This window comes from Rhizobium sp. Leaf384 (assembly GCF_001424065.1).
GTDB lineage: Bacteria > Pseudomonadota > Alphaproteobacteria > Rhizobiales > Rhizobiaceae > Ferranicluibacter.
Genome location: NZ_LMQE01000006.1, coordinates 97405 through 111411, shown reverse-complemented (window position 1 = coordinate 111411; position 14007 = coordinate 97405). Strand labels below are relative to the sequence as shown.

14 protein-coding genes and 1 pseudogene are annotated in these 14007 nt (G+C 65.4%); 7 read left to right on the top strand and 8 right to left on the bottom strand.

The annotated features are described in order from the left end of the window. Positions 1–23: 23 nt before the first annotated feature. The 5 genes and pseudogenes from ASG25_RS14135 to ASG25_RS23150 all read right to left on the bottom strand — a co-directional run. Positions 24–236: pseudogene (locus ASG25_RS14135) on the bottom strand (sulfurtransferase TusA family protein); the annotation flags it as partial. A 110-nt stretch (positions 237–346) separates the two neighbouring features. Further along, positions 347–1924, bottom strand: coding sequence for a murein L,D-transpeptidase family protein (locus ASG25_RS14130; protein ID WP_062474911.1), 1578 nt, complete (start codon positions 1922–1924; stop codon positions 347–349). A 262-nt stretch (positions 1925–2186) separates the two neighbouring features. Then, on the bottom strand, positions 2187–3140 hold the full coding sequence (locus ASG25_RS14125; RefSeq protein ID WP_062474908.1) for an acetyl-CoA carboxylase carboxyltransferase subunit alpha: 954 nt from the start codon (positions 3138–3140) through the stop codon (positions 2187–2189). Between the two features lie 65 nt (positions 3141–3205). Further along, the gene (gene xerD, locus ASG25_RS14120) at positions 3206–4165 is read right to left on the bottom strand and encodes a site-specific tyrosine recombinase XerD (protein ID WP_062475747.1); all 960 of its coding nucleotides are present in this window, start codon (positions 4163–4165) and stop codon (positions 3206–3208) included. Further along, positions 4162–4323 carry a hypothetical protein gene (locus tag ASG25_RS23150; protein WP_164490738.1) on the bottom strand — a complete coding sequence of 54 codons (162 nt, stop codon included), beginning with the start codon at positions 4321–4323 and terminating at the stop codon, positions 4162–4164. Before ASG25_RS23150 ends, xerD begins: the two co-directional genes overlap by 4 nt. A gap of 215 nt (positions 4324–4538) precedes the next feature. Between ASG25_RS23150 and ASG25_RS14115 the strand changes: the two genes are divergently transcribed. The 3 genes from ASG25_RS14115 (at position 4539) to ASG25_RS14105 (ending at position 7632) form a co-directional block, all read left to right on the top strand. Continuing rightward, positions 4539–5120, top strand: a complete 582-nt coding sequence (locus ASG25_RS14115) for a shikimate kinase (RefSeq protein ID WP_062474906.1) — start codon at positions 4539–4541, stop codon at positions 5118–5120. Between the two features lie 65 nt (positions 5121–5185). After that, positions 5186–6319, top strand: coding sequence for a 3-dehydroquinate synthase (gene aroB, locus ASG25_RS14110; RefSeq protein WP_062474903.1), 1134 nt, complete (start codon positions 5186–5188; stop codon positions 6317–6319). Next, positions 6316–7632, top strand: a complete 1317-nt coding sequence (locus tag ASG25_RS14105; RefSeq protein ID WP_062474898.1) for an HlyC/CorC family transporter — start codon at positions 6316–6318, stop codon at positions 7630–7632. The genes aroB and ASG25_RS14105 overlap by 4 nt, the downstream gene beginning before the upstream one ends. A gap of 4 nt (positions 7633–7636) precedes the next feature. Here ASG25_RS14105 and ASG25_RS14100 read toward each other — a convergent pair whose 3' ends face one another. Beyond that, a complete protein-coding gene (locus tag ASG25_RS14100) occupies positions 7637–7918 on the bottom strand; it encodes a BolA family protein (RefSeq protein ID WP_062474895.1) in 282 nt (93 codons plus the stop codon). Between the two features lie 175 nt (positions 7919–8093). Between ASG25_RS14100 and ASG25_RS14095 the strand changes: the two genes are divergently transcribed. The 4 genes from ASG25_RS14095 to ASG25_RS14080 all read left to right on the top strand — a co-directional run bounded on the left by ASG25_RS14095 (position 8094) and on the right by ASG25_RS14080 (position 12753). Continuing rightward, positions 8094–8732: a J domain-containing protein gene (locus ASG25_RS14095; RefSeq protein WP_062474893.1), complete on the top strand. Its 639-nt coding sequence runs from the start codon at positions 8094–8096 to the stop codon at positions 8730–8732. Positions 8733–8797: 65 nt separating this feature from the next. Then, positions 8798–9793, top strand: a complete 996-nt coding sequence (gene cobS / locus ASG25_RS14090; RefSeq protein WP_062474891.1) for a cobaltochelatase subunit CobS — start codon at positions 8798–8800, stop codon at positions 9791–9793. Between the two features lie 4 nt (positions 9794–9797). Continuing rightward, entirely contained in the window at positions 9798–11696 is a 1899-nt protein-coding gene (cobT, locus tag ASG25_RS14085) for a cobaltochelatase subunit CobT (RefSeq protein WP_062474888.1), read from the top strand. A gap of 91 nt (positions 11697–11787) precedes the next feature. After that, the gene (locus ASG25_RS14080; protein WP_244479422.1) at positions 11788–12753 is read left to right on the top strand and encodes an esterase-like activity of phytase family protein; all 966 of its coding nucleotides are present in this window, start codon (positions 11788–11790) and stop codon (positions 12751–12753) included. Positions 12754–12891: 138 nt separating this feature from the next. Here ASG25_RS14080 and ASG25_RS14075 read toward each other — a convergent pair whose 3' ends face one another. Next, the gene (locus tag ASG25_RS14075) at positions 12892–13533 is read right to left on the bottom strand and encodes a VUT family protein (RefSeq protein ID WP_062474884.1); all 642 of its coding nucleotides are present in this window, start codon (positions 13531–13533) and stop codon (positions 12892–12894) included. Between the two features lie 156 nt (positions 13534–13689). Next, complete coding sequence (gene rpmB / locus ASG25_RS14070; RefSeq protein ID WP_062474881.1) at positions 13690–13986, bottom strand: 50S ribosomal protein L28; 297 nt, start codon at positions 13984–13986, stop codon at positions 13690–13692. Between the last annotated feature and the right edge of the window lie 21 nt (positions 13987–14007).

Below are 14007 nucleotides of genomic sequence, written 5' to 3'. Positions count from 1 at the left end.
TTCCACGACAGGCGGACGTCGGCTCAGACGGACCCCTTGCGGATGAGAAAGCGGTGGCCGCGCGCGGTCGCCTCCTGATGTTCCAGGCGATGACCGTCCTCGCTGCAGAAATGGGGAATGTCGAGGACGGCAAGCGGGTCGGTGGTTTCCACCCGGACCAGCGTGCCCGTGTCGAGCGATGCCATCCGCCTGCGGGTGCGCATGACGGGGAGGGGGCACTTCAGTCCCTTGAGATCGAGAGAAAGTGCCGGCTCTGGGCCCGGCGGACACGCCGGATCCTGATGACCGGACGAGGCGGGCCCTTCGTCGCCCGCCGTCGACGGCGCTGCGGAGATGAGGCCGGGCTTTACCACAGCTTCCAGAACGGCTTCTTCTTGCCTTCCGGCTGCTGCTCGGCCAACGCCTGCGGCACGGGCATTTCACCTGCAGCCTGAGCGCCTTCGGCTGTGTGTGCGCCGGCGGCGGAGACCTGTGCACCCGTCGTCTGATCGACCGGCGCAGCCTGGCTGACGGCCGTCGGCTGGGCGCCCTTGTGGCCGGGCTTGACGCTGACCTTCCGGGTTTCCACGTTGACCGGTACGGCGGCCGTGGTCTCGCGGCCGGCCCTGGCGGCTGCGCCCGGACCGGAGGCAAGGCTCTGGCCCGTCGTGTCGGCGCTTGCCGTCTGGGGTTCGCCGAGCAGCGGACCGCTGGCGGGCTGGGCGGCGGCGACCGGTGCCGGCTTCTTGAACAGATTGCCCCAGAAACCGCCCTGGCCGGGCACCGGCGCGGCGGTCGCGATCTGCGCGACCGGGCGCGGCAGCGGGTTTTCCTGCGGGATCGGCACGCTCTTGCCGTTGCGGGTGCTCTTCTCGAGAGCCGCGGTCTGGATTTCGATCGCCTTCTTGGCCTCTTCAAGCTCGGCGCGGTGGGCTTCCTGCTTCTCGAGATCGGCCACCTTCATCAGCTTGCCGGCGTCGAGCGAGGTGCCCGTCGGGGCGTAGGCGAGTTCGCGGCCGGCGCGCTGCTTGGCGACCACGGCCTTGCGTTCGGCTTCGCTCGGCTCGTACCAGACGAGACCGTCGAGCTTCTTCAGCGCCTTCGCGTAGTCCTCGTCATATTTCTTGTTGTAGCTCGCCAGCGCCATTTCCATGGAGGGCGGCGTCGACAGCGCCGGGCACTGGCCCGTGGGGTTCATCTTGCCGGCGACGCTCTTGTTGAAGACGTATTTCCGGTCGCAGATCGCAAATTCCGGCGGACGCTTGGTGATTTCGAACTGGTCGTAGCCTTCTTTCAGGTTCTTCCAGAAATCGTAATGCGGGCTGTTGCGATGCCGCGCCATGTTCTCGGCCGTCATGCGGAAGGGCAGAGCCTGCAGCTGGATGGTCGACTGGCCGCCCTTGAAGGCGTCGCGGGCGAGCGCGAAGATCTCCTGCATCTGCTCGTCGGTCATCGAGTAGCAACCGGACGAGGAGCAGGCGCCATGGATCATCAGATTGGTGCCGAAGCGGCCGTTTGCGCGGTCGAACTGGTTCGGAAAGCCGGTGTTGATGGCGAGATAGTAGCTGGAATTCGGATTCAGCTGGCCCGGGGCGAGGGGGTAATAGCCCTCGGGCGCCTGACGGTCGCCTTCCTTGACCTTCGGGCCGAGCTTGCCGGACCAGGCACAGATCTTGTACTCGCGCAGCTTCTCGAAGCGGTTGGACGTATTGGCTTTCCAGACCTCGAGTGCGCCTTCTTCCTTGAAGATGCGCAGCATGATCGGCGAGGTCTTCGCCATGCTCATCGCCTGCATCTTCTGGACGATCTTGCCGGACAGTTCGTAGTTGGTCTTGCTGGTGACCTTCTTCAGGTCGACGTCGACGCTATCGACCACTTCTTCCGTGGTGCAGCCCGCCAGAAACAGGCCCATGACGGCGGCAGCGAGAATATGTGTCAGACGCATCGGCAGGAGCCCATCGAAATGAAAGTCGGACGCGACTCTTCCCTAGCGGCCGAGTCTGCCAGAATCAATACGGTTTTATGCTTCACAAATTGTTAACCGCCCAAGCACCCGCGCGCGCGGATGTCTCCCTCACGCGCAAGCGTCTACGCACAAAGGGCCCGACAATCATAGCCGAAATAGGGCGGGCGTGCCCGGAATAAGGCAGTCGCATCGACGCCCGGCGCAGGGGCGAGTGTCTTTACACCTGGAGCCCCGGTCGCGCCTAGAGCGAGCGACCGATGCTCAGATACTTCTCGCGGCGCTCCTTGCGCAGGTCCTCGCCCTTGCGGCTCGACAGGTCCTTCAGCGCGTCGGCGATGATGCCGCCGGTGCGGTCGATGACGAGATCGGCATCCCGATGCGCGCCGCCGACGGGTTCCTCGATGATGCCGTCGATGACGCCGAAGGCCTTCAGGTCCTCGGCCGTGATCTTCATGTTGGTCGCGGCTTCCTTGGCGCGGGTGGAGTCGCGCCACAGAATGGAGGCGGCACCTTCCGGGGAGATGACCGAGTAGATCGCGTGTTCGAGCATGTAGACGCGGTTGCCGGTGGCAATGGCGATCGCGCCGCCGGATCCGCCTTCACCGAGAACAACGGAAATGATCGGCACCTTGAGATTGAGGCACATCTCGGTGGACCGCGCGATGGCTTCCGCCTGACCGCGCTCCTCCGCGCCGATGCCGGGATAGGCGCCGGCGGTGTCGATCAGCGTGATCAGCGGCAGGCCGAAGCGATCGGCCATCTCCATGACGCGGATCGCCTTGCGATAGCCTTCCGGCCGGGCGCTGCCGAAATTGTGCTTGATGCGCGACTTGGTGTCGTTGCCCTTTTCCTGGCCGATGACGGCCACGGGCATGCCGCGGAAACGGGCAAGGCCTGCCTGGATGGCGGCATCTTCGGCAAACTTCCGGTCGCCGGCGAGCGGCGTGAAGTCCGTGAAGAGACCGGCGGCATATTCCTGGAAGTGCGGGCGCTGCGGATGCCGCGCGACCTGCGTCTTCTGCCAGGGCGTGAGCTTGGAATAGATCTCGACGGTCGCCTCGCGGGCGCGGACCTCGAGCCGTTCGACCTCGTCGCTCGTGTCGATGCTCTCGTCCTCGCCGGCGATCTTCTTCAGCTCGTGAATCTTGCCTTCGAGGTCCGAGATCGGCTTTTCGAAATCGAGATAGTGATGCATGAGATGCGGTTCCGATCGTTTCGACGCGGGTCTCCCGTGGCAGTCCGGAACGGGAGGCGAGCGTCCTAATCCTGTTTTTTGGCCTGTTTGGCAAGAGGGTGATGGTTTTGCACGAGATCGTGCAGCCTTTCCTCGAGCACGTGGGTGTAGATCTGTGTGGTCGAAATGTCCGAATGGCCGAGCAGTTCCTGCACGGCGCGAAGATCCGCGCCATTGGCAAGAAGGTGGCTGGCAAAGGCATGCCGCAGCACATGCGGCGAAATCGAGGCGACGCGGACGCCGGCCCGACCGGCAAGACCCTTCAGGTCGCGCGCAAAGACCTGCCGCGGGAGATGGCCGGTCTCGGAGTTTGCCGGAAACAGCCACGGGCTGTCGTCTGCGTCTCTGGTTTCGCTTGGCCGTGCGGCCGCTTCCGCCTGCATCCGCGCGCCGTAGCGCTGCAGCGCCGCGATCGCGCTGCGCGACAGGGGCACCATCCGCTCCTTGTTGCCCTTTCCGCGCACGATGAGAAACCGGCCGTCGCGCGCCAGAACCGAGGCGGGCAGGGTGACGAGTTCGCTGACGCGCATGCCGGTCGCGTAGAGGAGTTCGATCAGGGCCGCCATGCGCAGGCGATCGAGCTGCGGTTCGGCCTCCGCTTCCGCCTCGGCCTGGCCGATCAGGCGGGTCACATCGTCGACGCTCATGGTCTTGGGCAGCGGCCGACCCTTTTTCGGCGCATCCAGCACGCCCGTCGGATCGTCGGTCCGGATGCCCTCGGCATAGAGAAACTTGTAGAACTGGCGCAGGGCCGACAGGCGGCGGGCCTGCGAGGAGGCCTTGAAGCCCTGCGCGGCGAAGGCGGCGAAATATGCGCGAAAATCGTCCGGTCCCGCCTCCGCCACGGTCACGCCGCGGCCCTTGAGAAAGGACAGGATGTCTTCGAGATCGCGCTGGTAGGATGAGAGCGTGTTGACGGCTGCGCCGCGCTCGACGCTCATCATCTCCAGGAAGGATTCCAGGTGGGCGGACGACAGATCCATTATCGCGGTGCCAGGCGTTCGGTGTCCAGCCGCTCCGGCGGGATGCGGATCGTCACGTCGCGCTCGGCCGGATCGACGAAGGTGACGAGGGCCAGCATGGTTGCGTAGATGGCGCCCGCGATGATCAGGCAGATGATGAGAAAGCGGACGAGGGTCGGCATGAACGTCTCCGGGGCGTTCGTCTATATGGCCCCCCCTCCGCGCGTTCGCAAGTCGGGCGAAGCCGCGGCACGGGATCGGCGGCACGGGATCGGCGAGCGGGATCGTGGACAGGAGAAGCCGGCGTTGATGGAAAGCTATTGCGCACCCAGCCGCGACTTGACGCTCCCCGTTGTTTTGTCGATAGAACAGGGGAAATGGGGAAAGTCTTGCGGTGATGAGCGACGTGGTCGAGCCGGTTTCGGAAGCGCTGGTCAAGCGGGCGAGAGCTGTGCTCGGCCGGCGCAACCTCGTCTTCGTGGGACTGATGGGGGCCGGCAAGTCCGCGATCGGCCGGCTGACGGCGCAGGCGCTGTCCTTGCCCTTCGTCGATTCCGATCACGAGATCGAGCGCGTGTCGCGCATGACGGTGGCCGAACTGTTCGCGGCCTACGGCGAAACCGAGTTTCGCGCGCTGGAAACGCGGGTGATCAAGCGGCTCCTGCAGTCGGGCGCCCGCATCGTCTCCACTGGCGGCGGTGCCTACATCAACCCGCAGACGCGCCGTCAGATCCAGAAAAGCGGCGTGTCGGTGTGGCTGAATGCCGACCTCGACGTCCTGTGGGAACGGGTCAACAAGCGCGATACGCGGCCGCTGCTGCGGACCGAGAACCCGAAGGGCACGCTTGAGAAGCTGATGATCGAGCGCTACCCGATCTATGCCGAGGCCGATGTCAGCGTCCTGTCGCGCGACGTCAAGAAGGAGCGCATCGTGGAAGAGGTTCTGGAAGCCATCGCCGCGCTTCCGGCCCGAAAATAGGCCAATTCCAAGCCGGGAGCCGACGGGCAGGCATGACCAGGAACGACAATGAGAGCGAGCAAGCGATGAGCGAGACCCCGGCCGTGCGCAAGATCCATGTTCCGCTCGGCGATCGCGCCTACGACATCCTCATCGGTCCGGGCCTCATCGGCTCGGCCGCCGCTCAGATCGCCGCGCGGCTGACCGGCCGGCGGATGGCCGTGGTGACGGACGAGAACGTCGCGCGCCACTACCTGCAGCCGCTGATGGACAGTCTGGCTGCGGCAGGGATCGAGGCCGTGTCCGCCATTCTTCCGGCCGGCGAGAAGACCAAGAGCTTCGAGCACCTCATTCCCGTGTGCGAAACGATCCTCGGAGCGCGCATCGAACGCAACGACGCCGTGATCGCGCTCGGCGGCGGCGTCATCGGCGATCTAACAGGCTTTGCCGCCGGCATTGCGCGGCGCGGGTCGCGTTTCATCCAGATCCCGACCTCGCTTCTGGCCCAGGTGGACAGTTCCGTCGGCGGCAAGACCGGCATCAATTCGCCGCACGGCAAGAATCTCATCGGCGTCTTCCACCAGCCGGATCTCGTGCTGGCCGATACGGACGTGCTCGACACGCTGTCCAAGCGCGAGTTCCGGGCCGGCTATGCCGAAGTCGCCAAATACGGCCTGATCGACAAGCCGGACTTCTTTGCCTGGCTGGAGGCCAACTGGCAGGCGGTGTTTGCCGGCGGCGCGGCGCGCATCGAGGCCATCGCGCTCAGCTGCCAGGCAAAGGCCGACGTCGTGGTGGCGGACGAGCGTGAGACCGGCCGCCGGGCGCTCCTCAATCTCGGCCATACCTTCGGACACGCGCTGGAAGCCGCCACCGCCTATGACGGCGCCCGCCTCGTGCATGGCGAGGGCGTGGCGATCGGCATGGTGCTGGCGCATGCCTTCTCCGCCCGCATGAATCTCGCGAGCCCCGACGTGGCGGCGCGGGTGGAGGCGCATCTGCGCACGGTCGGCCTACCGACCCGCATGCACGAAATTCCCGGCGGGCTGCCGCCGGCGGAGGTGCTGATGGATGCCATCGCCCAGGACAAGAAGGTGAAGGGCGGCAAGCTGACCTTCATCCTGACGCGCGGCCTCGGCGAGGCCTTCGTCGCCGACGACGTGCCGGCCTCGGCCGTCCTGTCGTTCCTTGCCGAAAACCACCCCGATCGCGCGGCATGACCATGGAGGCGCTGACCGCTCTTCTGGTCGCGCATGGGCCGGCCGTTCTGGCCATCCTGCTGATGATCGTGCTGGCCGCCTTCCTGTCCGGTTCGGAAACGGCCCTGACCGCGGTGTCGCGCACGCGCCTTCACACGCTCGATGTCCAGGGCGAGGCGCGTGCCGGCGTGGTCGACCGGCTCGTCGAGCGGCGCGACCGGGCCATCGGCGCGCTGCTGTTTGCCAGCAATCTCGTGCGTGTTCTGGCAACCGCGGTGGCCACCGGCCTGTTCCTCTCGCTTTTCGGCGCACCGGGCGTCGCCTATGCGACGATCGCCATGACCATCCTGCTTGTGGTGCTGGCCGACGTGCTGCCGCGCAGCTGGGCGAATGCCGCGCCGGAGCGCTTCGCCGTCGGTGTCGCGGGGCCCGTGCGCGTGGTCGTCGCCCTCGTCGGGCCGCTGTCGAGCCTGGTGAACGCGACCGTGCGGGCCATCATGCAGGCCTTCGGCTTCAACCTGTCGCACGAGGCGCCCCTGCTGACGGCGCATGAGGAACTGCGCGGGGCGGTGGATTTCCTCCACCGGGAAGGCGCTGTCGTCAAGGCCGATCGCGACCGCGTCAGCGGCGTGCTCGATCTCGACGAACTCGAAGTGTCCGACATCATGGTGCACCGCATGGCGATGCGGGCGCTGAATGCCGATGATCCGTCCGAGGTCAACGTGAAGGCCGTGCTGGAAAGCCCCTTCACGCGCATGCCGGTCTGGCGCGGCTCGGCCGACAACATCATCGGCGTCCTCCACGCCAAGGATCTGCTGCGGGCGCTCGCCGAGCCCGGCGTCCGGCCGGAGACGGTCGATATCGTCAGGATCTCGCAGAAGCCGTGGTACGTGCCGGATGCGACCAACCTTGCAAGCCAGCTCAGCGCGTTCCTGCGCCGCAAGAGCCATTTCGCCATCGTCGTCGACGAATATGGCGAGGTGCGCGGGCTGGTGACGCTGGAAGACATTCTGGAGGAGATCGTCGGGGATATCGCCGACGAGCACGATCTCGACATCCGCGGCGTCCACCAGCAGGCGGACGGCTCGATCGTGGTGGATGGCGGCGTGCCCATCCGCGACCTCAACCGGGCGCTCGACTGGTCGCTGCCCGACGGCGAGGCGACGACGATCGCCGGCCTCGTCATCCACGAATCCCGCACGATCCCGGACGAGCGGCAGGCCTTCACCTTCTACGGCAAGCGCTTCATCGTCATGAAGCGGGTCAAGAACCGGATCACCAAGCTGCGCATCCGCCCCGCGGAGGATCCGCCGAAGGCGCAGGCGTCCGGGTAAATGCCTACCAGCGCGTCTGCTCGCCCGGCGCTGCCGGCTCGACGGCAAGCGCGTGCAGGCCGGCGTCGAGTTCGGGCTTCAGGAGATCGTTGATGGCGCGGTGACGGGCGATGCGCGACATGCCGGTAAAGGCCTCGGCCACGATGCGCACGCGCATGTGCGTCTCGCCGGTGCCGTTGAAGTCGGCATGATGGCCTGCATGCAGGTGGCTCTCGTTGATGACGGCCAGCCGGGAGGGTGCGAAAGCCTCGGTGAGCCTGGATGTGATACGCTGCTCTAGCGACATGGCGTGGCCCCGTTTCTCGGCATGCGGCGGAAGGGTCGCCGGGTGCTCAGATCCCTGGTCGGACCTGCATGCGGGCCCTGCTGAACAGGTCTCCGCGCTCCCGGCAAATCAGCCCCAAAAAGCCTGCAACATTCGCATTTGTCAATTCTTGTTGTGACCTCTCCGTCACACCATAATGTGTGCCATGAAACTCGACTCAAAATACTTCGATACCATCCGGACGAAGCGACGCGGGACCACCCGGAAACCGGAGCCCGTGGCTCCGACGTGCCAGTGGGACGGCTGCGAGGAAAATGGCGGGCATCGCGCCCCGGTCGGACGCAATGCCGAGAACCAGTATTTCATGTTCTGCTTCGAGCACGTGAAGGAATACAACAAGGGTTACAACTACTTTTCCGGGCTCTCGGACAACGAGATCGCGCGCTACCAGAAGGAAGCGCTGACCGGCCACCGTCCAACCTGGACGCTCGGCGTCAACCGCAGTGCGAAGAGCGCGCCGGAGCAGGGCCAGACGCGGTCCGGTTCGGCGGGCGCCAAGGCGCGGATGAGCGATCCGTTCGGCTTCCTGCACGAGGCGCGGGCCCGTCGGCCGCAGCCCGAGCCGCGTCAGCGCAAGCCGAAGACACTGGAAACCAAGGCGTTCGACACGCTCGGTCTGCCGGCGACGGCAACCGCCACCGACATCAAGACCGCCTACAAGGATCTCGTGAAAAAGCATCATCCCGATGCCAATGGCGGAGATCGGGGCTCGGAGGACCGTTTTCGTGAGGTCGTTCAGGCCTACCAATTGTTAAAACAGGCAGGCTTCTGCTAGGAAGAACCCCGTCACACTGCAATGCGATATGAGGCCTGACGCAAAGCGCGGCCGCCGGAGACATGATGAGCAAGGTAGACCTCGATATTTCCAATCTTCCCGATACGACCGTATCCGTCCGCGAGGTCTTCGGCATCGACAGCGACCTGCGCGTGCCGGCCTACTCCAAGGCCGATGCCTACGTGCCCGACAGCGATCCCGACTATCTCTTCGACCGCGAAACCACGCTCGCGATCCTTGCCGGCTTTGCGCACAACCGTCGCGTCATGGTCTCGGGCTATCACGGCACAGGCAAGTCGACGCATATCGAACAGGTCGCCGCACGGCTGAACTGGCCCTGCGTGCGCGTCAATCTCGACAGCCATGTCAGCCGTATCGACCTCGTCGGCAAGGATGCGATCGTCGTCAAGGACGGCATGCAGATCACCGAATTCAAGGACGGCATCCTGCCCTGGGCCTACCAGCACAATGTCGCGCTGGTCTTCGACGAGTATGACGCGGGCCGTCCCGATGTCATGTTCGTGATCCAGCGCGTGCTCGAATCGTCCGGCCGCCTGACCCTGCTCGACCAGAGCCGCGTCATCAGGCCGCACCCCGCCTTCCGCCTGTTCGCCACAGCGAACACGGTCGGCCTCGGCGACACGACCGGCCTCTATCACGGCACGCAGCAGATCAACCAGGCGCAGATGGACCGCTGGTCGATCGTGACCACGCTCAACTATCTGCCGCACGACAACGAGGTCGACATCGTCGCCGCCAAGGTGAAGGGCTTTACCGAGAAGCGCGGTCGCGACACGGTGTCCAAGATGGTGCGTGTTGCCGATCTCACCCGCGCCGCCTTCATCAATGGCGACCTCTCGACCGTCATGAGCCCGCGGACCGTCATCACCTGGGCGGAGAATGCGCATATCTTCGGCGATATCGCCTTTGCCTTCCGCGTGACCTTCCTCAACAAATGCGACGAGCTGGAGCGGGCCCTCGTGGCGGAGCACTACCAGCGCGCGTTCGGCGTGGAGCTGAAGGAAAGCGCTGCCAACATCGTTCTCGAAGCGACGGCCTGATCGCATGGCAGGGCGCGGCGACAATACGAGACCGAAACCCGGCACGCAGGTGGATGTCGAACCGTTCCGCCGCGCGCTGACCGGCTGCATCCGCTCGATCGCGGGCGAATCCGAGATCGAGGTCGTGTTTGCCAATGAGCGGCCTGGCCTGACCGGCGATCGCATGCGGTTGCCGGACATTTCCCGCCGCCCGACGCGGCAGGAACTGTCGGTGACGCGCGGCATCGGCGACAGCATGGCGCTGCGCAAGGCATGCCACGACGACCGGATCCACGCGACCATGTCGCCCCAGGGCGCGGATGCCCGCGTCATCTTCGATGCCGTGGAGCAGGCGCGCTGCGAGGCCATCGGCTCCATCCGCATGGATGGCGTGGCCGACAACATCACCTCCATGCTGGACGAAAAGTACGCCCGCGCCAATTTCGGCGCCATCGAACGGCAGGCGGATGCGCCGATCGAGGAGGCCGTGGCGCTGATCGTGCGCGAGCGGCTGACCGGGCGCAAGCCGCCGGAATCGGCCGGCAAGGTGCTCGATCTCTGGCGTGCCTTCATCGAGGAAAAGGCCGGCCACGAGATGGAAAACCTCTCGGGCGCCGTCAACGACCAGCAGGCCTTTGCCCGCGTCGTGCGCAACATGCTCGCCTCCATGGACGTGGCGGAGAAATACACCGACGAGGACGCGGAGCCGGACGACCAGGAAACGCAGACCGACGAGGACCAGCCACGCAGCCAGGAGCAGGACGAGTCGACCTCCGAAGAAGATGCCGGCTCGGATGCCGCACCGTCCGAGGAGAACGAATCTGCCGAAGAGCAGATGGAAGACGGCGAGATGGACGGCGCCGAGATTTCCGACGAGGAAATGTCGGATGACGGCGACGAGGACAGCGAGACGCCCGGCGAGGTCAAGCGGCCGAACAGCCCGTTCGACGACTTCAACGAGAAGGTGGACTATGCCGTCTTCACCGAAGCGTTCGACGAGACCATCACGTCGGAAGAGCTCTGCGACGAGGCGGAACTCGACCGCCTGCGCGCCTTTCTCGACAAGCAGCTCTCCCACCTGCAGGGAGCCGTCGGCCGGCTGGCCAACCGGCTGCAGCGTCGCCTGATGGCGCAGCAGAACCGCTCCTGGGAGTTCGACCTCGAGGAAGGCTATCTCGACCCGGCGCGTCTCACCCGCCTCATCATCGATCCCATGCAGCCGCTCTCCTTCAAGCGGGAGAAGGATACGAATTTCCGCGACACCGTGGTGACGTTGCTGATCGACAACTCCGGTTCCATGCGCGGCCGGCCGATCACGGTTGCCGCGACCTGCGCCGATATCCTGGCCCGCACGCTCGAGCGATGTGGCGTCAAGGTCGAGATCCTCGGGTTCACGACGAAGGCCTGGAAGGGTGGCCAGGCCCGCGAGACATGGCTGGCAAGCGGCAAGCCGCAGGCGCCCGGCCGTCTGAACGACCTGCGCCACATCATCTACAAATCGGCCGATGCGCCCTGGCGGCGAGCGCGGCGCAATCTCGGCCTGATGATGCGCGAAGGCCTGCTCAAAGAGAACATCGACGGGGAAGCGCTGATCTGGGCGCATAACCGTCTCCTCGCGCGGCCCGAGCAGCGGCGGATCCTGATGATGATTTCGGACGGCGCGCCGGTCGATGATTCGACGCTGTCGGTCAATCCGGGCAATTATCTCGAGCGGCATCTGCGCGCCGTGATCGAGCAGATCGAAAGCCGATCGCCGGTCGAGCTTCTGGCCATCGGCATCGGCCACGACGTCACGCGCTACTACCGCCGCGCCGTGACCATCGTGGATGCCGACGAACTCGCCGGTGCGATGACGGAGCAGCTTGCCTCCCTGTTCGACGACGAGAACGGACGCGGCAGACGCGCAGCCCGACGTGCCGGCTGAGGGGACGCTGACGACGGCCTGCCGCCGTCTCCTGCTTGCGGTGGGCCTTTGCGTCCTTGCTCTCGCGGGGGGCGGGATCGTGCTCCCGCCCGTGCAGGCTGCCGACCGGAAGCTCGAACCTGAGCGAGCCGAAACGGCGGCGATGACGATCTTTGCCAAGACGATCGAAACCTTCCGGTTCGGCTCCGATCAGACCATCTTCGGAAAGCTGCAGTTCGTCGGCGGTCTCGATCTCACCTCCGACAATGCCCTCTTTGGCGCCTTTTCCTCGATCCGATTTCGCCCGGATGGCGAGCACTTCGTGGGCGTCCTCGATACTGCACACTGGCTCGAAGGTCGCATCGAGCGGGATGCCGGCGGTCGGCTTTCAGGGCTTGCCGACGTTACCGTCACCTCGATGACGGATCGTCGCGGCCGTGCGGAAAGTGCGAAAGCGCGCATGGATTCCGAAGGGCTGGCGCTGCGTGACGGCCAGGTGCTTGTCAGCTTCGAAGGCGACGCGCGGGTGGATATCTATCCCGACCCCGGCTTTGCGCACTCCCGTCCGCTCCGAACCCTGCCGATCCTCATTCCCAAGGGACGGTTGAAGAACAACAGAAGCCTCGAGATGGTCGCGGTGTCGCCAAAGGCGAGCCCGCTTGCCGGCGCGCCCGTCATCGTGGCCGAGCTCTCGTTCGACAAGGATGACCATCTTCTGGCGGCCGTGCTCGAAGGTCCTCGCAAGGGCGTGTTCGGGGTGGTGCAGAAGGATCCCTTCGCCGTGACGGACGGGGCCTTCCTGCCGAACGGCGATCTTCTGCTGCTTGAACGTCGGTTCAGCTTCGCCACCGGGCTCGGCATGGAAATCCGCCGCATCAAGGCCGACGACATCCGCCCGGGCGCGGTGGTCGATGGCGAGGTGCTGATGGCGGCCGATCTCGGCTACCAGATCGACAATATGGAAGGCCTTGATGTGGTGACGCAACCGAATGGCGACATCCACCTCATCCTCGTGTCCGACGACAACCACTCGATCCTCGAGCGCTCGCTGATGCTGGAGTTCAAGCTTCTGCCGTGACGGGTAGGGGATGTGCGTTGGCGATGCCGCGCCCACCCTCTCTACCCTTCGCCCCGCAAGGAGCGAGCGTGTTGGTTGGCAAGTGGGGAGACGGTCGCGGCGCGGCAGCCTTTCTAGCGGCGGCTGCAGGGCAAGCGTTCAGACGCGCGCGCCCGGCGCGCCCGGCATCGGCTTCAGCACCGTCATCAAGGCGCCGTAAGGCAGAAGGAGGACGAGGCCGACGAGGATCTTCACGCTGAGATCGCCGAGGGCCCAGGAGATCCAGCGGGGAGCATCGGTCGCAAGGACGCCGAAGATCGGGGACATCTCCAGCGCGAACGGGTCATTCGGGCCGATGAAGGCAAAGATCGGGGCGAAGGCAAGGGAGAAGAAGATCGCCGTGTCGAGGGCCGAGCCGAACAGCGAGCCAGCGAGCGGCGCGCGCCACCAGCGTTGACGGCGCAGGCGATTGAACACGGAAATGTCCAGAAGCTGCCCGAGCAGGAAGGCGGAGCCCGATGCGACGGCGATGCGCGGCGTGGCCACCGCGATGGAGATCACCACGGCCACCGCAAAACCGCAGATCACGACACGGCGTGCGATCCGCGGACCGAACTGGCGGTTCGTGAGGTCCGTGACGAGAAAGGCGGCGGGATAGGTGAAGGCGCCCCAGGTGAGAAGGTCGCCCAGCTGCATGCCGGCAATGGAGCCGGGCAGGGGAAACTGCACGAGGACATTCGAGGCGACGACCACAAGGGTCATCAAGGCGACGTAGACGGCGAACAGGCGTGCGTTCAGCATTTTTTTATCCTGGGTGATGCCACCAGTTGGAGGAAGGGACCGGCTGCCCGAACGGCGGCAGATCCTATGACGGGTTGGTTCCCAACAGAAAGCGCGCAAGGAAAAGGCCCGCCGATGAAGGCAGGCCAATATCCGAATGACGCTCGGTCGGGCCGATCAGGCGGCGACGGCTTCCGCGGTCTTCTTGACGATCTGGCGGCGCAGCAGACGGGCGCGCATCGACAGGTCGGTTTCGCTGGCCTTGAGCAGGAATGCGTCGAGACCGCCGCGATGCTCGACCGTGCGGAGAGCCGCAGCGGAAACGCGCAGACGGAAACGCTGGTTGAGCGAGTCCGAGATCAGCGTGACCTGGCAGAGGTTCGGCAGGAACCGGCGCTTGGTCTTGTTGTTCGCGTGGCTCACATTGTTGCCCGACTGGACGCCCTTGCCGGTCAATTCGCAACTACGGGACATGGAATCACCTATTTCTTTTCG

Excerpts from the sequence above, each read along its gene's own strand:
- ASG25_RS14100 (WP_062474895.1), bottom strand. The coding sequence starts at position 7,918 with ATGTCGCTAGAGCAGCGTATCACATCCAGGCTCACCGAGGCTTTCGCA.
- ASG25_RS14075 (WP_062474884.1), bottom strand. The coding sequence starts at position 13,533 with ATGCTGAACGCACGCCTGTTCGCCGTCTACGTCGCCTTGATGACCCTT.
- cobT (WP_062474888.1), top strand. The coding sequence starts at position 9,798 with ATGGCAGGGCGCGGCGACAATACGAGACCGAAACCCGGCACGCAGGTG.
- ASG25_RS14105 (WP_062474898.1), top strand. The coding sequence starts at position 6,316 with ATGACCATGGAGGCGCTGACCGCTCTTCTGGTCGCGCATGGGCCGGCC.
- cobS (WP_062474891.1), top strand. The coding sequence starts at position 8,798 with ATGAGCAAGGTAGACCTCGATATTTCCAATCTTCCCGATACGACCGTA.
- ASG25_RS23150 (WP_164490738.1), bottom strand. The coding sequence starts at position 4,323 with ATGCCGACCCTCGTCCGCTTTCTCATCATCTGCCTGATCATCGCGGGC.
- ASG25_RS14095 (WP_062474893.1), top strand. The coding sequence starts at position 8,094 with ATGTGTGCCATGAAACTCGACTCAAAATACTTCGATACCATCCGGACG.
- ASG25_RS14125 (WP_062474908.1), bottom strand. The coding sequence starts at position 3,140 with ATGCATCACTATCTCGATTTCGAAAAGCCGATCTCGGACCTCGAAGGC.
- ASG25_RS14115 (WP_062474906.1), top strand. The coding sequence starts at position 4,539 with ATGAGCGACGTGGTCGAGCCGGTTTCGGAAGCGCTGGTCAAGCGGGCG.
- aroB (WP_062474903.1), top strand. The coding sequence starts at position 5,186 with ATGAGCGAGACCCCGGCCGTGCGCAAGATCCATGTTCCGCTCGGCGAT.
- rpmB (WP_062474881.1), bottom strand. The coding sequence starts at position 13,986 with ATGTCCCGTAGTTGCGAATTGACCGGCAAGGGCGTCCAGTCGGGCAAC.
- ASG25_RS14130 (WP_062474911.1), bottom strand. The coding sequence starts at position 1,924 with ATGCGTCTGACACATATTCTCGCTGCCGCCGTCATGGGCCTGTTTCTG.